General features: G+C 38.6%; 24 protein-coding genes. 3 read left to right on the forward strand and 21 right to left on the reverse strand.

The annotated features are described in order from the left end of the window. Positions 1-83 precede the first annotated feature (83 nt). The 11 genes from IGL31_RS08810 to fabT all read right to left on the reverse strand — a co-directional run bounded on the left by IGL31_RS08810 (position 84) and on the right by fabT (position 8,758). The gene (locus tag IGL31_RS08810) at positions 84-869 is read right to left on the reverse strand and encodes an acetyl-CoA carboxylase carboxyl transferase subunit alpha (protein WP_002290847.1); all 786 of its coding nucleotides are present in this window, start codon (positions 867-869) and stop codon (positions 84-86) included. Then, positions 862-1,731: an acetyl-CoA carboxylase, carboxyltransferase subunit beta gene (gene accD, locus IGL31_RS08815; protein WP_002287623.1), complete on the reverse strand. Its 870-nt coding sequence runs from the start codon at positions 1,729-1,731 to the stop codon at positions 862-864. Before accD ends, IGL31_RS08810 begins: the two co-directional genes overlap by 8 nt. Beyond that, positions 1,732-3,111: an acetyl-CoA carboxylase biotin carboxylase subunit gene (locus tag IGL31_RS08820; protein ID WP_002287622.1), complete on the reverse strand. Its 1,380-nt coding sequence runs from the start codon at positions 3,109-3,111 to the stop codon at positions 1,732-1,734. Positions 3,112-3,118: 7 nt separating this feature from the next. After that, the gene (gene fabZ, locus IGL31_RS08825) at positions 3,119-3,538 is read right to left on the reverse strand and encodes a 3-hydroxyacyl-ACP dehydratase FabZ (RefSeq protein ID WP_002287621.1); all 420 of its coding nucleotides are present in this window, start codon (positions 3,536-3,538) and stop codon (positions 3,119-3,121) included. A gap of 24 nt (positions 3,539-3,562) precedes the next feature. Then, complete coding sequence (gene accB, locus IGL31_RS08830; protein ID WP_086300172.1) at positions 3,563-4,039, reverse strand: acetyl-CoA carboxylase biotin carboxyl carrier protein; 477 nt, start codon at positions 4,037-4,039, stop codon at positions 3,563-3,565. Between the two features lie 2 nt (positions 4,040-4,041). Continuing rightward, a complete protein-coding gene (fabF, locus tag IGL31_RS08835) occupies positions 4,042-5,277 on the reverse strand; it encodes a beta-ketoacyl-ACP synthase II (RefSeq protein ID WP_002287619.1) in 1,236 nt (411 codons plus the stop codon). 18 nt (positions 5,278-5,295) lie between these two features. After that, positions 5,296-6,033: a 3-oxoacyl-[acyl-carrier-protein] reductase gene (fabG, locus tag IGL31_RS08840; RefSeq protein ID WP_002287617.1), complete on the reverse strand. Its 738-nt coding sequence runs from the start codon at positions 6,031-6,033 to the stop codon at positions 5,296-5,298. A gap of 11 nt (positions 6,034-6,044) precedes the next feature. Further along, positions 6,045-6,962: an ACP S-malonyltransferase gene (gene fabD, locus IGL31_RS08845; RefSeq protein ID WP_010728443.1), complete on the reverse strand. Its 918-nt coding sequence runs from the start codon at positions 6,960-6,962 to the stop codon at positions 6,045-6,047. 106 nt (positions 6,963-7,068) lie between these two features. Next, positions 7,069-7,293, reverse strand: coding sequence for an acyl carrier protein (locus tag IGL31_RS08850; protein WP_002287614.1), 225 nt, complete (start codon positions 7,291-7,293; stop codon positions 7,069-7,071). Between the two features lie 52 nt (positions 7,294-7,345). After that, positions 7,346-8,308, reverse strand: a complete 963-nt coding sequence (locus tag IGL31_RS08855; protein ID WP_002287612.1) for a beta-ketoacyl-ACP synthase III — start codon at positions 8,306-8,308, stop codon at positions 7,346-7,348. A 9-nt stretch (positions 8,309-8,317) separates the two neighbouring features. Beyond that, positions 8,318-8,758: a fatty acid biosynthesis transcriptional regulator FabT gene (gene fabT, locus IGL31_RS08860; protein WP_002287610.1), complete on the reverse strand. Its 441-nt coding sequence runs from the start codon at positions 8,756-8,758 to the stop codon at positions 8,318-8,320. A gap of 305 nt (positions 8,759-9,063) precedes the next feature. Here fabT and IGL31_RS08865 point away from each other — a divergent pair, with 305 nt between their 5' ends. After that, positions 9,064-10,029: a GIY-YIG nuclease family protein gene (locus tag IGL31_RS08865; protein WP_086300173.1), complete on the forward strand. Its 966-nt coding sequence runs from the start codon at positions 9,064-9,066 to the stop codon at positions 10,027-10,029. A 56-nt stretch (positions 10,030-10,085) separates the two neighbouring features. Here the strand turns inward: IGL31_RS08865 and IGL31_RS08870 are convergent, their stop codons facing one another. The 6 genes from IGL31_RS08870 to IGL31_RS08895 all read right to left on the reverse strand — a co-directional run bounded on the left by IGL31_RS08870 (position 10,086) and on the right by IGL31_RS08895 (position 15,821). After that, positions 10,086-10,316 carry a YkuJ family protein gene (locus IGL31_RS08870; RefSeq protein WP_002287607.1) on the reverse strand — a complete coding sequence of 77 codons (231 nt, stop codon included), beginning with the start codon at positions 10,314-10,316 and terminating at the stop codon, positions 10,086-10,088. Between the two features lie 85 nt (positions 10,317-10,401). Then, positions 10,402-11,289, reverse strand: coding sequence for an NAD(P)-dependent oxidoreductase (locus tag IGL31_RS08875; RefSeq protein ID WP_002287606.1), 888 nt, complete (start codon positions 11,287-11,289; stop codon positions 10,402-10,404). A gap of 88 nt (positions 11,290-11,377) precedes the next feature. Continuing rightward, positions 11,378-12,601, reverse strand: coding sequence for a glycosyltransferase family 4 protein (locus IGL31_RS08880; protein WP_002287605.1), 1,224 nt, complete (start codon positions 12,599-12,601; stop codon positions 11,378-11,380). A 16-nt stretch (positions 12,602-12,617) separates the two neighbouring features. Beyond that, complete coding sequence (locus tag IGL31_RS08885; RefSeq protein WP_002319376.1) at positions 12,618-13,664, reverse strand: glycosyltransferase family 4 protein; 1,047 nt, start codon at positions 13,662-13,664, stop codon at positions 12,618-12,620. A gap of 163 nt (positions 13,665-13,827) precedes the next feature. Further along, a complete protein-coding gene (gene ptsP, locus IGL31_RS08890; RefSeq protein WP_002295388.1) occupies positions 13,828-15,555 on the reverse strand; it encodes a phosphoenolpyruvate--protein phosphotransferase in 1,728 nt (575 codons plus the stop codon). After that, positions 15,555-15,821 (reverse strand): phosphocarrier protein HPr, encoded by a 267-nt coding sequence (locus IGL31_RS08895; protein WP_002287602.1) that lies wholly within the window; start codon positions 15,819-15,821, stop codon positions 15,555-15,557. The genes ptsP and IGL31_RS08895 overlap by 1 nt, the downstream gene beginning before the upstream one ends. A gap of 478 nt (positions 15,822-16,299) precedes the next feature. Here IGL31_RS08895 and IGL31_RS08900 point away from each other — a divergent pair, with 478 nt between their 5' ends. Further along, positions 16,300-18,534 (forward strand): ATP-dependent Clp protease ATP-binding subunit, encoded by a 2,235-nt coding sequence (locus IGL31_RS08900; RefSeq protein WP_002287598.1) that lies wholly within the window; start codon positions 16,300-16,302, stop codon positions 18,532-18,534. A 147-nt stretch (positions 18,535-18,681) separates the two neighbouring features. Further along, on the forward strand, positions 18,682-19,002 hold the full coding sequence (locus IGL31_RS08905) for a DUF1827 family protein (protein ID WP_002290825.1): 321 nt from the start codon (positions 18,682-18,684) through the stop codon (positions 19,000-19,002). 204 nt (positions 19,003-19,206) lie between these two features. Here the strand turns inward: IGL31_RS08905 and IGL31_RS08910 are convergent, their stop codons facing one another. The 4 genes from IGL31_RS08910 to IGL31_RS08925 all read right to left on the reverse strand — a co-directional run bounded on the left by IGL31_RS08910 (position 19,207) and on the right by IGL31_RS08925 (position 24,232). Continuing rightward, the gene (locus IGL31_RS08910; RefSeq protein WP_002287661.1) at positions 19,207-19,431 is read right to left on the reverse strand and encodes a hypothetical protein; all 225 of its coding nucleotides are present in this window, start codon (positions 19,429-19,431) and stop codon (positions 19,207-19,209) included. 197 nt (positions 19,432-19,628) lie between these two features. Beyond that, positions 19,629-21,209 carry a peptide chain release factor 3 gene (locus tag IGL31_RS08915; RefSeq protein ID WP_002298237.1) on the reverse strand — a complete coding sequence of 527 codons (1,581 nt, stop codon included), beginning with the start codon at positions 21,207-21,209 and terminating at the stop codon, positions 19,629-19,631. 400 nt (positions 21,210-21,609) lie between these two features. After that, positions 21,610-22,986 (reverse strand): hemolysin family protein, encoded by a 1,377-nt coding sequence (locus IGL31_RS08920; protein WP_002295395.1) that lies wholly within the window; start codon positions 22,984-22,986, stop codon positions 21,610-21,612. A 127-nt stretch (positions 22,987-23,113) separates the two neighbouring features. After that, positions 23,114-24,232, reverse strand: coding sequence for an AI-2E family transporter (locus IGL31_RS08925; RefSeq protein ID WP_002290821.1), 1,119 nt, complete (start codon positions 24,230-24,232; stop codon positions 23,114-23,116). Positions 24,233-24,355 lie beyond the last annotated feature (123 nt).

Consider the following 24,355-nt stretch of genomic DNA (forward strand, 5'->3'; position numbering starts at 1 on the left):
GATTGATCACAGAAAAATTTAGAAACAAAAAACAACTAAGCGAGCAAGAACCATTCTTTACTCTTTGCTTAGTTGTTAAACACCTAATATTGGCGGAACCTCTTGTATCGTTTTTCCAGTAATTCATGCTGGTCGAATCGAACAAGTTCCGTCAATCTTTCAATCAACGCTTTTTTCATAATGTGTGCGACTTTATATCGTGGCAGCTGCTCGCCGTTGAACGTTTCAGGAATAACTCGATCAACGATTCCTAACTCGCGTAGTTCTGGCGCAGTAATTTTCATCAACTCAGCTGCTTCTGCGGCGCGACTACCGTCTTTCCACAAAATCGACGCAAATCCTTCTGGAGAAAGCACAGCATAAATCGTTTCTTCCAGCATCCAGACTTCATCCGCTAAACCTAGAGCAAGGGCACCGCCACTTCCACCTTCACCAATGATGATGGCGATGATCGGTACCTTTAAATCAGACATTTCGAGCAGATTTCTGGCAATAGCCTCTCCTTCGCCGCGCTCTTCTGCTCCTACACCGCAATATGCACCTGCTGTATTGATCAAGGTAATCACCGGTCTATTGAACTTTTCCGCTTGTTTCATCAGTCGTAAAGCTTTTCGATAGCCTTCAGGATGGGGAGAACCAAAATTTCTGCGGATATTTTCCTGCAGATCCCGTCCTTTTTGAATACCGATCACTGTTACCGGTTTGCCATCTAATCGAGCGATTCCACCAACAATCGCTTCGTCATCTGCAAATAAACGATCACCATGGCATTCCTCGAAAGAATCGAAGATCTCTTCAAAAAAATCCAAGCTTGTCCATCGTTCTTTAGCTCTTGCTAACTGAACGACATCATGTGCTGTCTTATCCACGATCTATCCATCCTTTCTGTGTATGCAATTCAAGAAGCGTATGGATTTTCTGCTTCAATTCCATGCGGGGAACAATCTGATCGACAAAACCATGAGATAATAAGAATTCAGCCTTTTGGAAATCTTCTGGAAGTTCCTGCTTGATCGTCTGTTCGATGACGCGTCTTCCAGCAAAACCGATCAAGCTTTGGGGTTCTGCTAGAATGATATCGCCTTCCATTGCAAAACTGGCAGTTACTCCTCCGGTCGTCGGGTCCGTTAAAACAGTTAGATAAAAAAGACCTTCATTGCTATGCCGTTTGACAGCAGCAGAGATTTTTGCCATCTGCATTAGAGAAAAGATTCCTTCTTGCATCCGTGCGCCACCTGAAGCTGTGAACAAGACGACTGGAAGACTTTCCTTTGTTGCTCGTTCGAATAATCTGGTGATCTTTTCTCCGACAATCGTTCCCATACTTCCCATGATAAAATTAGGATCCATCACTCCAATAATGAAGGGAATCCCCTGAATGGTTGCTTTACCAGTGAGGACTGCTTCATGAAGTCCTGTTTTATCTTGCATTTTTTTAATTTTTTCCGTATATTCGGGAAATGCTAGCGGATCTTTGGTTACAAGATCCGTATCCCATTCTTCAAAACTTTTTTCATCAATAATCAAAGCTAGACGCTGCCATGCACCGATTCGAAAAGCGTATCCGCAATGAGGGCATACTTTTTCTTCACCGATGTCTTTCGTATAAAGGATATGTTTGCAATTTGGACACTTTGCCCACATGTTATCAGGAACAGATGGCGAGTTAGCAGGTTTGCTCTCTCTATTAGGATTGATCCGAATATATTTCTTTTTCTTAAACAGAGCCATCTATGCGCCTCCTATCTCCGTTTCTGGTGTCCAATTCGGTAAAAATTCTTCTTGTAAAAATGCTGTGCTGTAATCACCTGCTATGACTGCAGGATGACTAATCAAATCCATCTGAAATTCTGCGTTCGTGATGATTCCTTCTGTGATAAATTCACTTAAGGCTCGCTGCATCTTCATTAATGCTTCAAAACGCGTATTTCCATGGACGATTATTTTTGCAATCATTGAATCATAATATGGCGGGATCGTATATCCCGGGTAAACTGCACTGTCTACTCGCAGTCCCATCCCACCTGCTGGAAGCAGTAAGTTTTGGATCTTCCCTGGAGAAGGAGCAAAATGGAAAGCAGGATTTTCTGCATTAATCCGGCATTCGATTGCGTGTCCTTGGAATACTACTTCTTCTTGACACACATTCAAAGGCTCACCGGCTGCTATCTCCACCTGTTTTTTTACTAAATCGATTCCTGTGACCATTTCTGTTACTGGATGTTCCACTTGGATTCGAGTATTCATTTCCATGAAATAAAAATCGCCTTCTTCATCCATCAGAAACTCGATCGTTCCGGCATTTTCATAATTGACTGCTTTAGCTGCTCGAACAGCAGCGTCTCCTAGTGCTTCTCTTTTTGTTTGTGAGATCACTACAGAAGGAGATTCTTCCAGTACTTTTTGATTGTTGCGTTGCAAAGAACAATCTCGCTCACCTAAATGAATGACATGACCAAATCGATCACCTAAGATCTGAACTTCTATATGGCGAGCAGGATAAATGATTTTTTCCAAATACATATCATCATTTCCAAATGCCGCTGCTGCTTCTTGCTGAGCTGAAGAAAAATGCTGTGGGAGCTCTTCTTTTGATTGAACTTTCCGAATGCCTTTCCCGCCACCGCCTGCAGCTGCTTTCAGCATCACTGGATAACCAATTCTGTCTGCTATTTCCAATGCTTCTTCTACTGTAGATAATACACCAGTACTTCCTGGAATGACTGGGACATTTGCTTCTTGCATCAATTGACGCGCATTGATCTTATTTCCCATTGCATCGATCGTTGCACTTTTAGGACCAATAAATGTGATATTGCACTCTTCACACATGGAGGCAAATCGACTATTTTCAGATAAAAAACCAAATCCTGGATGAATTGCTTCGGCTTTTGTCACGATTGCAGCGCTCAGTACTTCCTGAACATTCAGATATGAATCAACGGCTTTTGCCGGGCCAATGCAGATTGCTTCATCTGCTAACTGTGTATGAAGTGCTTCGGCATCTGCTTCTGAATATATCGCTACGGTTTGGATCCCTAGTTCGCGGCATGCACGAATGATACGTACAGCGATTTCACCGCGGTTAGCTATCAATACTTTAGAAAACATATTTCACCTATCCAATCATAAAGGTTAATTCCGCTTCGGCTACTTTTTTACCGTCTACTTTAGCGATTCCTTTGCCTATTCCGGCTGAAGCTTTCACTTTCAATATCTCAACTTCAAGGTATAAGGTATCTCCCGGTGTAACTTTCTTACGGAATTTTGCTTTGTCCAATCCGCCGAAATAAGCCGTCTTTCCCTTGAATTGTTCAAGAGAAAGTAATGCAACTGCTCCTGCTTGAGCCATCGCTTCAACAATTAATACCCCTGGCATAACAGGTTCTTCTGGAAAATGTCCTTGAAAAAAGGGCTCATTGATCGTTACATTTTTCTTAGCAACGATCCGTTCTCCTTCAACCATTTCTTCCACTCGATCAATCAAAAGCATTGGATAACGATGCGGAATGATTTCTTTTATTTCTTGTATGTTCATTGATTTCCCTCTTTCCTGCTTTGCTTATTTTTGCTTAATCCTAAAGAGTGGCTGTCCATATTCGACAACTGACTCGTTTTCTACAAGGATTTCTGTGATCACTCCGTCGGCCTCACTAGTTATCTCATTCATCAGTTTCATCGCTTCAATAATGCAGATAACTTCTCCTTTGACAACTTGATCACCTACTTTTTTGAAAGCTGGTTTGTCGGGCGCTGGTTGCAGATAAACGATTCCCACGATTGGCGAAACAACCTCGATTCCATCAAATACTGCCGATTCTTTTTCTTTCATTATTTCTGGAGCAGTTGTTGCTTGTTCAGGTATGACATTGACTGGCTCCGAAACTGGCAACGTTTCGTTTGTTTGAACCATATTCATGCCTCGACTTGTTTTATTTTTATTCATATACAATTCAAATTGACCTTCACGCAAATCGAATTCCGTTAGCGAGGATTGATCAAACTGACTGACTAATTCTCTGATTTCATTGATATCCAAAATTATTCCTCCCAGCGTTTCATGCACAGAACCGCATTATGTCCGCCAAACCCTAATGAATTACTCATTGCATAAGTAAAACTTGCAGGTTTGCTTTCGTTTTTGACAACTGTCAAGTCAATCTCAGGATCTTGTTTTTCTACATTGATCGTAGGTGGGATAAATTGATGTTCTAATGCCAGCAAAGTTGCCAAGGCTTCGATCCCGCCGGCTGCTCCCAATAAATGTCCAGTCATCGATTTCGTGCTGCTGACGTAAGTATCTCTGAAATTTTCACCTAATGCGATTTGGATTGCTTTTGCTTCTGCCTGGTCATTGGCTGGTGTACTTGTTCCGTGAGCATTGATATATCCGACTTGTTCCGGCTGTACACCAGCTTCTTCCATCGCAAGCTTCATTGCTTTAGACGCACCAGAACCATCTGGAGTAGGAGCTGTCATATGGTAAGCGTCACAGTTTGCACCGTATCCAACGATTTCTCCATAGATTTTGGCACCGCGAGCTTGTGCATGTTCTAAAGATTCAAGAACTAGAACACCTGCTCCTTCACCCATCACAAAACCATTCCGATTTTCGTCAAACGGAATCGAACCACGATTAGGATCAGTTGATTCTGAGAGTGCTGTTAAAGCTGCAAATCCAGCAATCCCCATCTCACAAATCGTTGCTTCTGTTCCTCCAGCAAGAATGACATCAGAATAGCCATGTTTGATGTTACGGAATGCTTCCCCAATTGAATTCGTTCCGCTAGCACAAGCTGTTACGATAGCTGTACAAATACCTTTTGCACCTACGCGCAAAGCAATATTTCCAGCTGCCATGTTGGCAATCGCCATTGGTACGAACATTGGAGAAACTCGTTTTGCACCTTTTTCATGTAGACGAATAACTTGGTTTTCGATTGTTGGAAGACCACCGATCCCAGATCCGATGATGACGCCAAACCGGTCTTGATTCATTTTTTCTTTATCTAAACCGCTCATCTCCATTGCTTCTAAAGCAGCGTAGATTCCATAGATCGAAAACATATCCATTCGTTTGCTATCTTTTTTAATAAAATATTTATCGTAAGGGAAATCTTTGACTTCACCCGCTAAGGTAATCCCTGTTTCTGAAGCATCAAATTTAGTGATCGGTGCGATGCCATTCGTCCCCTCTTTTAAGCTATTCAAAAAGCTGTCTGCGTCATTTCCAATAGGTGAAGTGACTCCATAGCCAGTAATTACCACTCGATTCATTTGTTTGCTCTCCTTTTCTTATCCGTGCATGACCAATCCGCCATCGACATTGATGACTTGTCCGGTGATATATGGATTTTGTGCTAAGAAAACTGCTGTTTGTGCAATATCTTCTACTTGTCCGAAACGCTGCATCGGAATTTGCTTTTCCGCTTGTTCCTTGACTTTGTCTGCTAAAACTTCCGTCATATCAGTTGTGATGAATCCTGGCGCAATGGCATTACATGTAATGCCTCTAGTTGCAGCTTCTCGTGCCACAGATTTTGTTAATCCTACTACGCCAGCTTTACTAGCTGCATAATTTGCCTGACCAATATTTCCAATCAACCCAGATACACTAGAGAGATTAATGATGGCCCCTTCTCGCTGCTTCATCATTTTTTTCAATACGTGCTGCGTCATATTGAAGGTTCCAATCAAATTGATATCAAGACATTTTTTGAAATCTTCTGCATCCATTCGCATCACAAGTTTGTCATTTGTGATTCCGGCATTGTTTACTAACACATGGATCGATCCAAGCTTTTCTTCTGCTTCTTTGATCATTTGTCCCGCTTTCTCATAATCAGAGATGTCACCGGAAACTCCTACGCATTTTACACCGAATGCTTCGATTTCTTCTATCTTTTCTTTTGGAATCTCTCCGCGACCATTCAAAATGATATTTGCTCCAGCTTTTGCAAAAGCTAAGGCCATCGCTTTGCCGATTCCTCTTGTACTACCTGTGATAAATACATTTTTTCCTTTTACATCCATAACGTTCCTCCTTATAGTATTGCTATTGTTTCATCAAATGTCTGCTTATTCTCAACACGCAGAACTGGTATTGTTTTATCGATTTTTTTCATAAATCCGCTTAATACTTTTCCGGGGCCGACTTCGATGACTTGTTCGATGCCGATTGTTTTTAACTTATGGATACTCTCATAGAAACGAACAGGTTGCATGACTTGCTGTTCAAGTAGTCCCGCGATTGTTTCTTTCTTCATTATTTCCGTTGTTGTGTTGCTTATGATAGGAAAAGAAGGTTCAGAGAATTGAATCTGACTTAGGTCCTTCGCCAGTTTTTTTGCTGCCGGTTCTAAAATAGCTGTATGAAAAGGCCCGCTGACATTTAGAGGGATCATTCTTTTGAACCCTTTTTCTTTTAATAGTAAAACAGCTTCGTCTACTGCTTTTTCTTCGCCACCAATCACGATCTGCTGAGGTGTATTATAATTTGCAGGAGATACGATGCCGTACTTGCTAGCTTCATGACAGCTTTCCTCGATCGTTTCAATCGGCGCATTCATCACTGCAACCATTTTCCCGCTTCCAGCTGGGGCAGCTTCTGTCATATAAGCGCCTCTTTTTGCTACTAACGCAACTGCTTCAGTGAAGGATAGCGCATTACTAGCTACTAATGCCGAATATTCTCCTAAACTCAGTCCTAAAGCTGCATCTGGGACGATTCCATGCTCCTTCAATAAGCGATAATACGCAATGCTGACTGTTAGAATAGCTGGCTGTGTATATTGTGTCTGATCCAAACGTTCATTTTCTGAAAAGCAGAGGTCGGCCATATCGTAGCCGAGAATCTCACTTGCTTCATCAAATGTCTGCTTTACAACGGCTTCTTCATATAAATCTTTTCCCATACCTTGATATTGTGCACCTTGGCCACTAAATAAGAATGCTGTTTTCATGTTTTTCTCCAATATATCCAGAATATATGTTTGATTCTTCCTATTCAAAAAGGCCGAGACATTCCTATTTCAGGAAATGTCCCAGCCCCCAACCTAATTTTAATGATTATGCAGTTTGTTTTTCTACGTAAGTCACTAAATCTTGAACCGTTTTGATTCCGTCTTCTGTTTCGATTTTCACGTCAAATTCATCTTCAATTTCATTGATGATTTGGAATAAATCCAAGCTGTCAGCTTCTAAGTCTTCTTGGATGTCAGTAGTCAATTTGATTTCTTCAGTTTCTTTTCCTAATTCTTCTGCGATGATTTCTTGAATTTTTTCGAATACCATAATAATATATTCCTCCGATATTGTTTGCTTTTTATTTTTATAATTTAACAGTCTACAACTCCATGAGAATACTTCCCCATGTTAAACCTCCGCCATAGCCTGTAAATATTACTTTCTGCTGTTTTCCCAAGGTGATCTTTCCACTAGAAACTGCTTCATCCAATAAGATAGGGATGCTTGCAGCAGATGTATTCCCATATTTATCCATATTGGTCAGGAACTTTTCTTGCGGCATCTTTACTTTTCGGGCAATTTTCTCAATAATTCTGAGGTTTGCCTGATGCAAAAGCAGATAATCAACTGGTTTGTCTTTCATGACTTCTTGGATATTGTTTGCAACGTCTCGTACGGCAAAATCAAAAATATCTCTGCCAGTCATTTGCAAATAATACGAACCTTCTGAATCTTCTGAATAGAACGGATTTTTATTTTGCTGGTAGCCAGCGGTCAATGAGCTACTTCTGGTACCGTCAGCTGCTAATTTTTCTTTCAGCAATTTTTTCTGTGGATTCGCTTCTAAGAGAATCCCACCTGCTCCATCGCCAAACAACACAGCAGTCGTACGATCAGACCAATCGATTAGCTTAGATAGTGTTTCACCACCAATCACCAGTCCCTTAGTTGAGCCGCAGCGGATCATTTTTTCAGCCATGCTTAACGCATAAACAAATCCTGAGCACGCAGCACTGATATCAAAAGCGATAGCATGAGTTGCTCCCAATTTCCCTTGTACTTGTGCTGCTACAGATGGTGTCGTGTAATCGGGCGACATTGTTGCTACTAAAATAAAATCCAAATCTTTAGGGTTTAGATTTTTCTGTTTTATCAATTTTTCCGCCACTAAAATGCATAAATCAGAAGTCTCCTGATTTGTTACACATCTTCGTTCACGAATACCCGTCCTTGACGAAATCCATTCATCAGAGGTATCCATCATCTTGGAAAGATCATTATTAGTAATAATCTTTTCAGGAAGGACGCTGGCTGTTGCAGTAATCATTCCAAATTGTTCCATTAAATATCCTCACTTATAGTCTTGCAAGAAGTCGTGCAAGTTTTTCAGTGCATCCAGCAAGGCATGCTGTTCCTCCGTAGCCATTCCGTCTAAGATGTTCTTGACCATTTCACGATGAAAATGCTGATGGACCCGAAATAGTAACTTTCCTTTTTTCGTTAGTCCCAACTTTACAACGCGGCGGTCATCTTCACTGCGGATACGTTCGACATAGCCTTTTTTTACTAACTTGTTAATAGCAGTGGTCAAGGTCCCAACAGTAATTGATAGTTCTTTGGCTACTTCTGAAGTTGTTTTTTTCTTGTACATCCCGATTGCCTCGATCGTGTGCATCTCTGTGATTGACAGATCTTTGAATTGAGATTTTTTCAGCTCAGACTCTTCGATTGTCAAAATATCATTGAAGACACTAACAAGATAATCATTTACTGTTTTTAAATCTGGTTCCATGTTCCACCGTCCACTAATTAGTTTGATTATCAAATCTTTTGATGTTCAAACTATATCTTAACTTTTTTCAAAATGCAACCTTAAAAGATCATTTTTTTACTATATGAGCTTTTTTTAAGATTTTACTCATTTAAAACAACTGATAAATCAGCATTTATAATTTCTTTTATTAGAAAAATCATCTATCTCACATATTTTGATTATCAAAGTATTTTCTGTGAACAGAACTATAGAATTCCTTAAAACTTGTCCATTATTTCAAAATTTGTTATAGTCTTTTTATTCAAAGCGTAAAAGGAGATCCTATGTTAAAAGAAAAAATGAAAACTCTCCCCATGCTGCCGGGTGTCTATCTTATGAAAGACCGAGATGGTAAGGTCATCTATGTTGGTAAAGCAAAACGGCTCAAAAATAGAGTAAGCAGCTATTTTCATCAGAATAAACAGCATTCAAAAAAAGTATTACGTATGATTCATCATATAACAGATTTTGATTTCGTCGTAGTAGACACGGAATTAGATGCTTTATTGCTCGAGTGTCAATTGATCCAACATTACCGTCCTTTTTATAACCGACAAATGAATTATTTCAGTAATTATAATTATGTACATATTACCAATAAGGGATTTGTATTAACAGATACTCCTACGGCTCGAACATACGGGCCTTTTCGTCTCTATAAAAAAATGCCGTCTATTTTGCGTATAATGGAAGAAACTTATCAAATGCCTTGGTTGTCTGAAATTAGTTTGTTAGCTTTGCGAGCCCAGCTTCCTGACCTACAGGAAATGACTTTTGAACAGAAAAAAAAGGAGATCCAAGGATTGTTTCAGGGTCGCAATAAAAAGCTACTGACTTACTTGAAAAAAAGACAACAACATTTCATCTATCAGCTGAATTTCGAAAAAGCCGGTATGCTTCAAAAAGATATCGAATTAGTTACTTATTTTATTAGACGGATCCAGGAACAAAAGCAGTTTTTAAGAACACCATCCCTCACATTCAGTATGCCACTGGCAGCGGATGAGAGTCAGAAAAAGCACTACCTCGTTTGTTATGGTCAACTTGCAGAAACAATGATTGCCTCTGCTGACGTTTCTCCTGACTTCTATTATGAAAAGAAAGAAGCTCATTTATCTTTGAAACGTCAATTGTCAAAAGAAGAAATCGATCCTGTACAAATCTTGATCAGTTACCGCAAAAAATTAGAAAAAGAACAGTCTGAAATTGAACTGTTAAACAAAAAAGAAGCTGAAAAGCAACTAAATTAGTTGCTTCTCGGCTTCTTTTAGGCATCTTCAACTTCAAATGTCAATTATCCTAAAATTTATTGGATTAAGTCATAGATTTCCATCGCTACGATATCGATATTATCAAATTCGTATTGCTGATGAGTATCTGTTTCAGTTAATTCAAATGTATCGGTCGCTTTATCATAAGTTACTGTACACTTCTCTACGCCTTCTTTTTCAAAACGGCGAACTTGCAGTTCATTATCTGCTGACTCGACCATAGCCTCCAGTCGTTTTATGATTGCGACTAATTGTGAATGTGTCATCGGAGGTCCTCCTTTTCTTATTTCTGTTATATTGTATCAAAAGCATAGCCTACTTGCATTGATTTTCTCTAAAAAAACTCGTTTTTTATGATTTTTTTTCTGGTATTTTTCCTTCAGGCCACCAAAGTTTGATCAAAGCTTGGGTTCCGTCATTCTCAAAACCTTTATCTGCCAACTCTTCATATAGTTTCAATGCTTGGGTAGTTGCTGGCAATACAAGGTCCATTTTTTCTGCTTCTTCTAATGCAATCTTTAAATCTTTGATAAAATGTTTGACAAAAAAACCAGGTGTGTAATCTTCTTTTAAAATACGAGGAGAATAATTGCTTAAAGACCAGTTAGCTGCACTTCCACCTGAAAGCGTCTCAATCACTTTCTTTAAATCAAGTCCGTTTTTTTGTGCATAGACAAGCATTTCCGTCATTCCTGTCATCGTACCTGCAATCATGATCTGATTAGCCATTTTTGTATGCTGACCTTTCCCAGCAGAACCATGCAATGTAAATGTCGTACCAAATTCTTTGAATAAAGGCAGTACTTGATCATAAACGGCTTCTTCTCCACCGACCATGATCGTCAGTGTACCATTCTTTGCTCCTAAGTCACCACCGGATACCGGTGCATCTAACGCATCTGCGCCTTTTTCTTTTGCTGTTTTTGCAATTTTTTCTGCCAGGCTTGGTGTACTTGTAGTCAAGTCAACTAAAATATGTCCTGAGATATCTGCAGAAAAAATCCCCGACTGTCCATAGTAGATTTCTTCTACATCTTTGGGGTAACCTACCATTGTAAAGAGAATATTACTTTGTTCTGCTACCGCTTTTGGTGTATCTGCCCAGATAGCTCCTTCTGTTACTAAAGGATCAGCTTTTGCTTTTGTCCGATTATAGACAGCTACTTCGTGTCCTGCTTCTAGTAGATGGCGTGCGACAGCACTTCCCATGACGCCTGTTCCTATAAAACCAAGTTTCATTTTTTCGACCTCCTAAAAATCAAAAATCCTTGCTTCTATGCTAGTATACGCTAGAAACAAGGATTTTTTCATAAAAAATGTTTGAATTTTATCTTTTAAATGAATTTAATTTTATTTTGATTCGTTCAATCGAGTCTTCTTCTTCTTTTCTTCGCATCTCTTCTTCATGATAAACAACCATGTCTTGATAAAATTCGATCATAGCTTCGCCGAAATGTGTAGATGAAATATCATAAAGTTTAGCTTCTAAAACTTTTGGATCTTTAGGAACTTCACTGGAAATATAATCAATAAGTGCTGGTGCAAAGTCTTCGTCGGTTTCAAAAGTTTTCCCTAATGAAGGATGATCGAACAATCGGTTCAAATAAGCATTTCCTTCCACGACACAAGGTGTTCCGGCTGCCATCGCTTCTGTATAAGTAAGCCCTTGTGTTTCTGAAGTAGAAGCACTGACAAAATAATCTGCCGCTTTATAATAAAGTGCTACATCATTGTTGTCCACTTCTCCTGTGAACTGCACAAATTCTTCTAACTGCAGTTCTGAGATCAATTCCTCTAACTCTTCTACATAAGGTCCTTTTCCTACGATAACTAATCTGGCGTTAGGATAAGCGGAGATGACCTGAGGAAACCCATTAATCAAGGCTTGGATATTTTTCTCATAAGAAATCCTGCTTAAAGAAAGAATCATCAAATGGTTTTCCTGAAGACCTAGTGACTCCCTTAATTTGCTGATATCCTGCTGAGTGATATCAGAACGTTTGAATTTTTCAATGTCGATACCAGTAGGAATCACGCGAAGCGGTGCTATTACACCATAACTGCGTAATGTATCAATAACACGTTCACTTGGACAAACTACACCTGTCGTATGATTTGCAAATAATCTAGACAAGTATTTTACATGGGATTGCCTGATCACTTTTCCTTTACCGATATAATGAAGGTAGTCTTCATACATCGTATGGTAAGTATGGATCAGAGGTATTTTCAACTTCTTAGCTACCATCTTCCCAAGTATCCCTGCTCCGAATTCTGTATGGGTATGAATAAGATCTAGTTCTAGTTCTTTGGCAACCAAATAAGCATACCACATGCCTCTAACAACAACTCTTCGATCCTTGAAAGAAATAAATGGTACACTTGGCATTCGAATCACATCTTTTTCCAACTTATCCGCATTAGGATCGGTCGTTGTAAAAATATAGACTTCATGCCCATGTCTTTCTAATTCTTGTTTTAATGTTTTGATCGATGTAGCAACTCCGCTGACTTGCGGAAAGTAGGTATCGGTAAAAAAGCCGATTTTCATGTTTTTCGCCTCCAAACTAGTCCTTGATCTGATTTACTTTTTTTAATTTGCTAGAGACTTTTTCATTCAGTACACTTTCGTATACATTTTTAAGTTCTTCACCGATTTTATTGATACTTCGCTCTTTTGCTGTTTGATAACCGGCTTGTGTCGTACTCGGTAGTTCTTGATTGGTAATCTGTTGGATCAGTCGGATAAATTCTTCGTTTGTCTTCCCCATATAGCAGTTCTTGCTATCTTCTAACCAGCCATTATACACTGGAATATCTCGAACAAGTACGTTTTGTTTGCTTGCTAAAGCTTCTAAAACAACGATCCCTTCTGTCTCTTCATAAGAAGGGAAAAAGAATAGATCTGCACCTGAATACGCACCTTCTATGATCTCTCCACGAATGTAACCAGGAAACAGGACATTTTCAGGATGATCTTCTTTTACAATTTTCCGGATGTTCCGAGGAATCGAGTACATGGGAACATGACCAAACCAAATAAATGTGTATTCGGGCATCTTCTTAGCAATTTCTACGAAATCAATGATTCCTTTACGTTCGAAAAACAAACCGACACAAATGATTACTTTTTGATCCGGAGACAGTTTGAAATATTCTCTGAACTTTTGTTCTTTCATTGGATCAGGGCGATATTTCTCTAAGTCGATCCCATTGGAAATAGCTTGAATCGGCACACGGATACCATAGCTTTCCAACAACTGTTTTGAATAAGGTGTTGGCGTGATCAGATAGTCCGCTTTTTGGTACAATCCTACCAGATATTTTTTTACGATAGGAGAAAGCTGGTTCGATCCGATAAAGGAATTTCGGAAATCTTCCTCTGTAGAATGCGCATGATAGACAACTTTTTTTCCTTCTCTTCTGGCTTTATTGACCATATTATGACTATTGATTCCGTATGTATTGATGTGCAGGATGTCATAATCTTCTTTTTCATCTAGTGTATAAGAGATACCGACTTCCGTCAGAGCACGTTTTTGATGATCAAGCGCACGCCCGATTCCAGATTTTGCAAGCATCTTTTCACTTTCAAAATATAATAATACCTTCACCTTACGTCCCCCTTCACTTATATAGTATAACATAGCCTACAAACTGTCACTCAAACTTAAGCCCTATTTTTATCTATTCTTACTGACAAAAACGTTTTCTTAAAAAAGAACAAAAAAACTGGCGTAGCTCTTTTACAAGCCACACCAGCTTTTGATACGTTGTTTATTTTACATATTCATGAACAAGTTCAACGACTTCTTCCATCGTATCGCATTCTTTCAATGCACGATCAGCAAGTTCAGCCATTTTCGCTGTGTCCAAGCGTTTCATTAAACTACGCGTTTTAAGAATAGATGTCGCACTCATTGAGAACTCATCTAGACCCATACCTACTAGCAATGGAACAGCTGTTTGATCTCCAGCCATTTCTCCACACATACCTGCCCATTTTCCTTCAGCGTGTGCTGCATCAATTACATTTTTGATCAAACGTAAAATTGATGGGTTATATGGTTGGTACAAGTAAGAAACGCGTTCGTTCATACGGTCTGCTGCCATTGTGTATTGAATCAAATCGTTCGTACCTACAGAGAAGAAATCTACTTCTTTTGCAAACTTGTCTGCTAAGACTGCTGCTGCTGGAATCTCAATCATGATGCCGACTTGGATCGTATCAGATACTTCCTTGCCTTCACTGATCAATTTTTGTTTTTCTTCTTCAAAGATCGCTTTTGCTGCGCGGAATTCTTTGAGTGTAGCTACCATAGGGAACATGATACGTAAATTACCATGAACAGATGCACGAAGCAATGCACGCATTTGTGTACGGAACATTTCGTCGCCTTGTTCAGATAAACTGATACGCAATGCACGATATCCTAAGAATGGATTCATTTCATGAGGTAATTGCAGATATGGTAGTTCTTTATCTCCACCGATGTCCATTGTACGAACAACTACAGGTTTTCCTTCCATACCTTCTAATACAGCTTTGTAAGCTTCATATTGGTCATCTTCTGTTGGGAAGTCTGGAGAATCCATATACAAGAATTCAGTACGGTACAGACCAACTGCTTCTCCACCATTATTATGGACACCAACTAGATCTTTTGGTGTTCCGATGTTTGCAGCTAATTCAAAATGCTTGCCGTCAGCTGTGACAGTTTCTGCATTTTTTAATTTTTCCCATTCTGCTTTTTGTGCTGCGTAATCTGCACCTGCTTTTTCAAATTCAGCTTTTTGTTCATCTGTAGGATCGATGATTACATCGCCTTCGATCCCGTTGACAGCCAAAATATCGCCTTCTTTGACTTTAGCAGTAATTTCTTTTGTACCAACGATTGCTGGAATTTCTAAAGAACGTGCCATGATAGCAGAATGTGAAGTACGTCCACCAATGTCTGTTACAAACGCTTTTACAAAATTGCGATCTAATTGTGCTGTATCACTTGGAGTCAAGTCATGTGCAACAACGACCACTTCTTCGTTGATCATTGATGGATTTGGTAAAGTAACGCCTAATAAGTGCGCTAAAATACGTTTAGCAACGTCACGAATATCTGCAGCACGCTCTTGCATATAAGCATTATCTTCCATTGCTTCGAACATACCGATATACATATCCGTTACTTCTTTTAGCGCTGATTCAGCATTTACGCTGTTGTCTTTAATATTTTGCTTGATTTGACCTACCATTTCTGGATCTGAAAGAACCATCAAATGGGCATCAAATACTTGCGCTTCTGCTTCACCTAAGCTTTGCGCTGCTTTTTCACGAATTTGCTGCAATTCTTCAGTAGATTTAGCTAATGCAGCATCCAAACGAGCTTCTTCAGCCGCAGTATCTTCTACTGTTGCCTTACTGAATGTTAAATCCGGTTGAACTAGCAGGTAAGCTTTTGCAACGGCTACACCGTCACTAGCGGCAATCCCTTTTAGCATTTCAACCATTATTCAGATAAGCCTTCTTTCTTCATTGTTTCAACGATTGCTGCCATTGCATCAGCTTCGTCAGCACCTTCTGCAGTAATAGTAACATCAGAACCTTGACCTACACCTAAAGACATAACGCCCATGATTGATTTCAAGTTTACTGATTTACCTTTATACTCTAAGTTTACATCAGAGTTAAATTTGCTTGCTGTTTGTACTAATAGTGTAGCTGGACGAGCGTGGATCCCAGTTTCTGCTACTACGTGAAATTCTTTCTTTTCCATATTAATCGGTCTCCTTTAAGTGAGTGTTGTTTTTATGTGAGGGTTTTCTTTTTTAGTAATTCAGAGAATCCTAACAAATGCCACCCTTTCATCTGTAAAGATTAACATTTTTTTTCGTTAGATACAACAGTTTTCATTCAATTTCAGATAAAAGTATTCAAATTATTCCGGATTCTTTTTCATCCTTTTCTTCACATTTTATAACAAACGTGTTTATTTTCTTTTTCTTGTCGCTTTCTCTTCTCCTGACGTTTATCATTCTTTCCTTTGACCCTCTTTGTTTTCATATGAAACGAATTACTTGCTTCCCTTTTTATTTTTAGTATAATAAGAGTCAAAGGTCAGGAATGGTCAATAGAGATTTCACCTTTTCTACCTCATAAATCTCTTAAAAAACTAGGGGTTATTCTTTTACCTCATGAAAAACGAGATGTAAAATATGGATGTACCCATTTTTGTGAAAGGACGTGAATGATTCATGCTTTGTCAAAACTGCGGCAAGAATGAGGCAACGATTCACTTGTATGCCACTGTCAATGGTCAGCGGACACAACTCGATTACTGTCAGAGCTGTTATCAAAAAATCAAAAATCAACAAAATGGAGGTCTGACTAATATGGCCCAAAATGATCCATTTGGATTTGGCAGTTTGGACGATCTTTTCCGTTCCATGTCTCGCCAAATGCAACAGCAAGGAAATTATGAGCAAACACCACCAACACAATTTGGCGGAAACAACAACTTCAATGGTGGTCAGCCACCTCAAGGCAATACAGAAGGTTTATTGGGAGAATACGGAATCAATATCACAGAACAAGCACGACAAGGTGATATCGATCCTGTGATCGGACGCGATGACGAAATCAAACGAGTCATTGAAATTTTAAATCGCCGAACCAAGAACAATCCTGTCTTGATTGGAGAACCAGGTGTTGGTAAAACAGCAGTTGTTGAAGGTTTAGCACAAAAAATCGTAGATGGTGATGTACCGCAAAAATTAATGGACAAAGAAGTCATTCGTTTAGATGTCGTATCTTTAGTCCAAGGTACTGGTATACGAGGACAATTTGAAGAACGTATGCAAAAATTGATTGAAGAGATCCGTCAAGCAGAAAATGTGATCCTATTCATAGATGAAGTTCACGAAATCGTCGGTGCTGGTTCTGCTGGTGATGGAAATATGGATGCTGGTAATATTTTAAAACCAGCTTTAGCTCGAGGAGAATTACAAATGGTTGGTGCTACTACCTTAAATGAGTACCGCATCATCGAAAAAGACGCTGCTTTAGAACGTCGTATGCAACCTGTACGGGTAGATGAACCAACTGTCGAAGAAACGATCAGTATTTTGAAAGGTTTGCAAAAACGTTATGAAGACTATCATCATGTAAAATATACTGATGAGGCCATCGAAGCAGCCGCAACTTTATCCAATCGTTACGTCCAAGATCGCTTCTTGCCGGATAAAGCCATCGATTTGCTAGATGAAACAGGTTCTAAGAAAAACTTGACGATCCAAATCGTTGATCCTAAAACAATCGAGAAAAAACTGCAAGAAGCAGAAGAACAAAAAGTTTTAGCTTCTCGAGAAGAAGATTTCGAAAAAGCAGCTTATTATCGCGATCAGATCAATAAACTTCAAAAAATGAAAGAACGTCAGCTCACTGAAGAGGAAACACCTGTGATTACCGAAAAAGATATGGAAAAAATCGTTGAACAACGGACAGGTATTCCAGTGGGTGAATTAAAAGAAAAAGAACAGACACAACTGAAAAACTTAGCAGATGACTTGAAAGCTCATGTCATCGGACAAGATAACGCTGTAGATCGAGTAGCGAAAGCGATTCGCCGAAACCGTGTTGGATTAAACAAACAGAATCGTCCAATCGGCTCCTTCTTATTTGTTGGACCAACTGGTGTAGGTAAAACAGAGCTTGCGAAACAACTTGCCTACGAACTATTCGGTTCACAAGATTCAATGATTCGTTTCGATATGTCTGAATATATGGAAAAACATAGTGTCTCTAAATTGATTGGTTCTCCTCCAGGTTATGTCGGATACGAAGAAGCTGGTCAATTAACAGAAAAAGTACGGAGAAATCCTTACAGTCTTGTCTTGTTAGATGAAGTAGAAAAAGCTCATCCAGATGTTTTGCATATGTTCTTGCAAATCTTAGATGATGGTCGATTGACAGATGCACAAGGAAGAACGGTCAGCTTTAAAGATACGATCATCATTATGACAAGTAATGCCGGAACTGGTAAAGTAGAAGCAAACGTTGGTTTTGGTGCGGCACGCGAAGGTGTTACTCGTTCTGTATTGAACCAATTAAACAACTACTTTACACCAGAATTTCTGAACCGTTTTGACGGGATCATCGAATTCAGTGCATTATCAAAAGAAAACTTGATGACAATCGTCACACTAATGCTAGACGATGTCAACCAAATGCTGGCAGCACAGCAACTTCACATCGAAGTTCCTACGAATGTCAAAGAAAAATTAGTTGACTTAGGCTATGATCCATCTATGGGTGCTCGTCCTCTTCGACGCACGATCCAAGAACAAATCGAAGATGGTATCGCTGAATTTTATCTTGATCACCCTTCTATCCATGAGTTGAAAGCAAAACTGGATAAAGATGGAAAAATCATCGTTACTTCTAAACCAGAACGTTTGGCTAAAGAATCAGCCGAAGAAACGGCTGAATAAATCCAGTTTTATAGCGTGAGACGGTATTTCTTTGAGAAATGCCGTCTCATTCTTTTTTCAGAAAAGTCAAAATACTGTTCATTTTATAAAAAAGAAATTATAATAAGAGAAACAAGCAATTAAAAATACATAAAAGAGGTGAGCGCCATGAAATTGGTAAATGTAACAAACAGCCATTCCCGTCTTGTATTAAACCAGCTTGAAAACACTGATGCCCATCTAGTCAAGGTCTACACAGCCGGAAATACCACTATTGTCTACACTGAAGCCCCTGAACATAATGAAATTCTGCTGATCAATGACAAACGTAAAATCCAGCCGAAAGAAATCGAAGATGCTAAAAATTATTTCTTAGATAAAATCAAAGACGCCGTTTACCACGAGGATGAAATCAAAGTAATCGAATTGGCAGGCCTTGTTGAAATCTCGATTCCAAAACATGAATTAGGCGCTACATTAGCCGTGTAAACAAATTTTGAACATAATAATTAAAGAGCGTGGGACAAAAGTAAAGAACACTTTTGTCTCACGCTCTAAACACGTATAAACGGCGAAAGCAGAAGCAACTCCTTCGGAAATAAGCTGAAATTCACGAAAATTGCTTTTTAAATTTTTGTGAATTCCAGCTTATTTCTTGGAGTTAAACGCTTCTGTCTCAGCCTCTTTTTCTTTCTAGCTTTTTGATTTTTCTCTTTTCTTTTGTACTTTTCTCTTTTCATTTTCAGTTCTACGCGTGTCTTTATTTTTAACTTTTTCCTCTTTATGGATGATTGATCGTACTTTTTGTGCAATTTGCTCGTTTTTGTCCCAGTCTTTTACATCTAATAATCGACATAATCGTAACATCTCTTCTTTTTTCTGTTTTTTTCTTTCACGTCTTTGCCATTCTGTTTCCATGTGTCACACTCTCCTTTCTTTAATCATATGTACGCAAAATAATTTTTATATTTTTTTGATTAGACATTTCTATGATTTTAATATAGTAAAAAGAGCCGTCACGGAAAATCCGTCACGGCTCTAAACAAAATATGAGAGGCTGTTTTTGTTTGGCTATTCTTATTACTTGATGCAGGGCAGCTTGTGTCAAGACTTCTTTACATCAAACTTTTTAATTTTACATTAGGATATTTATCCGCAAACCAGCGTTCTGCAAATTGGTTCTCGAATAAGAACAATGGTTGGTCGAAACGGTCACGAGCCAAGATATTGCGACTTGAACTCATCTTCTCATCCAAATCTTCTGGATCGATCCAGCGAGCGATTTTGTGTCCCATTGGAGACATGATTACTTCGGCGTTATACTCATTTAACATACGATATTGGAATACTTCGAATTGCAGCTGACCAACAGCTCCAATGATATATTCTTCCGTTAGATATGTTTTATAAAGCTGAATCGCTCCTTCTTGAACTAATTGATAGATTCCTTTGTGGAAGGATTTTTGTTTCATGACATTTTTTGCAGTCACTTTCATAAACAGCTCTGGAGTAAATGAAGGGAGTTCTTCATAAGCAACTTTTAGTTTTCCTTCGAACAATGTATCCCCAATCTGATAATTGCCTGTATCATATACACCGATGATATCGCCTGCTACTGCTTTTTCGACGTTTTCTCTCGAATCTGCCATAAATTGTGTGACATTGCTTAATTTCAGTTTTTTATTTGTACGTTCCAACCAGACATCCATTCCTCGTTCGAATGTTCCAGAACAGATTCGGACAAAAGCGATTCGGTCACGATGGGCTGGATTCATATTTGCTTGGATCTTGAATACGAAACCTGAAAATTCTTCCTCATAAGGACTTACCATCTGATCATCTTGTGTTTTGTGTCCATAAGGAGCTGGTGCCAATTCAACGAAAGTCTCTAAAAAAGTCTGTACACCGAAGTTAGTCAATGCAGAACCAAAAAATACTGGTGTCTGATCGCCACGAGCAATTTTTTCTTGATTAAATGCATCTCCAGCCTCTTTGATTAGTTCTACTTCTTCTAAGACTTGTTCATATAAGGAATTTTCAGTTAGAGGATGATTTTCGGGAAGCAGTCCATCTTCATCCAATTCTACTAATCGTTCATCCTGATAATTTTCCGGACGATAAAACTCTACACGATTATGGTAGATATCATAAAGACCTTCTAGCCCTTTACCCATACCGATTGGCCAATTCATCGGATAAGATTCGATATCTAATAGCTCTTCTAATTCTTCTAACAATTCCAATGGTTCACGACCATCACGATCTAGTTTGTTGATAAAAGTAAATATCGGGATACCACGTTTTTTTACAACTTGGAATAATTTCTTTGTCTGTGCTTCGATCCCTTTTGCACTATCGATTACCATGACCGCACTATCCACGGCCATCAAAGTACGATAAGTATCTTCAGAAAAATCTTCATGTCCTGGTGTATCCAAGATATTTACTCGTTTCCCTTGATAATCAAACTGCATAACAGAACTAGTAACAGAAATCCCACGTTGTTTCTCGATTTCCATCCAGTCTGATTTGGCAAAATTACCTGTTTTTTTGCCTTTTACGGTCCCGGCTTGACGGATAGCCCCACCAAACAATAGTAATTGTTCTGTAATCGTTGTTTTCCCAGCATCCGGATGGGAAATGATCGCAAAAGTTCTGCGATTGTCCACTTGTTGCTTTAATTCTGGATTATTCATAACCTAACTCCATTTCTTCCATTCAATTATTTATATTTTCTCTAGGCACAGATTGTCCGATCTCTTAAAGAAAGACAATTTCATATAGGGCTGTGACAAAAGCCGTGTAGCAGTCTCTTTTTCCGAGTAAACGGCGTTCTAGAGACAGCCTATCAGCAATAAGCCCACCCAAGCCAAAAATACGAAAAGCTGTTTTTGCTTGGCTGCTCTTATTACTTAATGCAGGATAGCTTTTTCACAACCTTTGTCAACTACTACAACTGAATCAGTATAGCATGGATTCAGCGAATGAAAAAGCCACCAAACCATAAGAGTCAAATATTTTTTTGTCAGCTGACTAAAAGAAAAGACGTGTTGCTTGTTTATTCAAGCAACACGTCTTTCATAACCAAGTTTCCAATTATCTTCTTGGCTCGTCATCTTCGAATTCTTTTCTGAAGTATCTTCGTTCTTCTTCAGGTTCCGCTTCTGTTTCTTCCGGATCATGAAAAATGACACGGATTTTAAGGATTCGAGAACCTTCCATTTCTTCAGAAACCAGCGTAATATTATCGACATCAAACGATAACTTTTCGCCTTCATCCGGAATCATGCCTAATGCTGTAATCAAATAACCAGCCATCGTATCTACATCACTCATATGCAGATCACTGTCAAAAGCTTCATTGAACTCATCAATCAGCATACGTCCTTGGATGATATATTCGTGTTCATCGATTTTTTCATAAAGATTCTCAACTTCATCTGATTCATCATCGATTTCTCCGACGATTTCTTCTAAAAGGTCTTCTAGTGTTGCTAACCCAACGACGCCGCCATATTCATCTAATAAAATAGCCATCTGATTCTGCGTCTTTTTCATTTCATATAACAGATCATCAATAAAGACCGTTTCAGGAACGAATAAAGGCTCCTGCATGATTTTCTTGATATCTAAATTATCAAAGCCGAATTTATGGGCAGCTTTTAGTAAATTCTTTGTATGAAGGATTCCGACTACTTTATCTTTGTCTTCGTTATAAACAGGGATTCTTGAATAGTTTTCGGATAAAACTTCATTCACATTTTCTTCCACAGTGTCGTTGATATCAATCATAAATGCATCCGTTCGTGGGACCATGACTTCTCGGGCAACTTTCGTATCAAGAGAAAAAACCCCTTGGAGCATTTCTAATTCTTCATTATTCAATACGCCTTCGTTTTCAAGCATATAACGCATTTCATCTCTGGTCATTTTTGAATCTTCATCATCAAAAGTCATCGGCGTGATACGCGCCAATAAACTTGTGGAAGCAGAAAGCAGCCAGACGAAGGGCTTAGCTACTACACCAATCAAGCGTATCAGCCCTGAAGTGAACTTTGCGACTTCTTCTGATTTATTTAAAGCAATACGTTTAGGGTACAATTCTCCAAAAACAATCGATACATAGGTCAAAATAGCCAGCACAATGATATTTGCAATATTTTTTGCCGCTGTACCGCCACCTAATACCGGAGCTAACCGTTCCGATAAAGTATTAGCTAGTGAAGCACCAGACAAAATGTTGACCAAAGTGATTCCTACTTGGATTGTCGATAGGAAATTATTTGGATTCTGCAATATTTTTAAAAGCTTTTGAGATTTCACATCTCCTTCATCAGCTTTTTGCTCGATTCGATTCTTATTGATCGAAACAACAGCAATTTCGGAAGCTGCTAAAAAAGCATTGATCAATGTCAAAACGATCAATAATAAAATCTGCGCTAACAGCGACTGACTCTCAGGGTCAGCATTCATAATCGCATTCTCTCCTTATAAAATTAATTTTTAGTTTACGATAGAAAAAAACGTGGCACTATAGCCACGTTAAAATGGTATCACAAAGCAATTTTCTTTGCAATAAAAACAAGTGTACTAAAACTACCTACGAGGTCGTAGCAATTTTCTTCTTGTTTTCATTTTGCTTGTCTTCTTTGACGATTTTGATTATATAGGAAATGATCGTCTTGCAGATTGCGTAAAAAGGAACACCTAAGAAGATACCAAGCAATCCGGCAATATTTCCAGCTACTAGAAGAACGATAATGATCGTTAATGGATGGATTTTCAGTGATTTCCCAATTACATTAGGATAAATGATATTCCCATCCAACTGTTGGACTATTAGCACAACCACACAACAAAGTAATGCTTTTACCGGATCATTGAAGACTGTTACTAGAAATGCAGGTGCTAGTCCTAGATAAGGTCCTAAATATGGAATTAGGTTTGTCAATCCCGCAATGACCCCAAATAAGAAAGCATAATCCACACCAATTACCATATATCCTAAAAATGTGAAGGTACCAACGAATAAACATTCGATTGCTTGTCCGCTAATGTAATTAGCCAATGTTTTATTCAGTTGCCCCAATAACTCCACAATTTGGTTTCTTCTTTTTTCTGGGAAAAACTGTTGGATGTTTGGGACTAGTTTTTCTCCGTCTTTCAACATATAGAACAAGATGAATGGTGCTGTAATGATTACTACGGTTGCCGAAGCGATCGTTCCAACGATCGAACCTAAACTATTGGATACTCCACTAAGGAATTGCTGAATGATTGTCCCGTAAGAAATGTCTAATTGCTCAAAATATTTATTGATATCTACTTCCTTGAACAAAGGCAATTCGGCTACCTCTTTTAACCAGCTTTCTACCTGTTTGATGAAATCAGGCATATTAGATGCCAATGAGGAAATTTGCTGTACTAGACTTGGGATGACACTAAGTAAAATCCAAATAATTGCTGCAACTAAAAGGAGCAGCACAATTGCGACAGCCCATATTCTTTTGATTTTTGCTTTCATCAACAGCTTGACAATAGGATTCAATAAATAGTAAAGAAAGCCTGCAATCAGTACAGGTGCAAATAACGTGGAAAAAAATGTCCCGATCGGTTCGAAAATAAAGTTTATTTCTGATGAAATCATGATCAATGCAGCTATGATCAATAATTCAAGCGACCAAAACATTAGTTTAGACTGTCTAAGTTTTTCAAACAATAGATTTCCTCCTTTCTTTCTTACTAGTATATATTATATTCGTTAAAAATTCTTTTATTCTTTTTTTATTTTTGAAAACTTGCCATACTTTTTATTTGTTTTATTTTCCAGTATACTATACGA

Origin of the sequence: Enterococcus sp. MSG3290 (assembly GCF_050555565.1) — a bacterium.
GTDB classification, from domain to species: domain Bacteria; phylum Bacillota; class Bacilli; order Lactobacillales; family Enterococcaceae; genus Enterococcus_B; species Enterococcus_B faecium.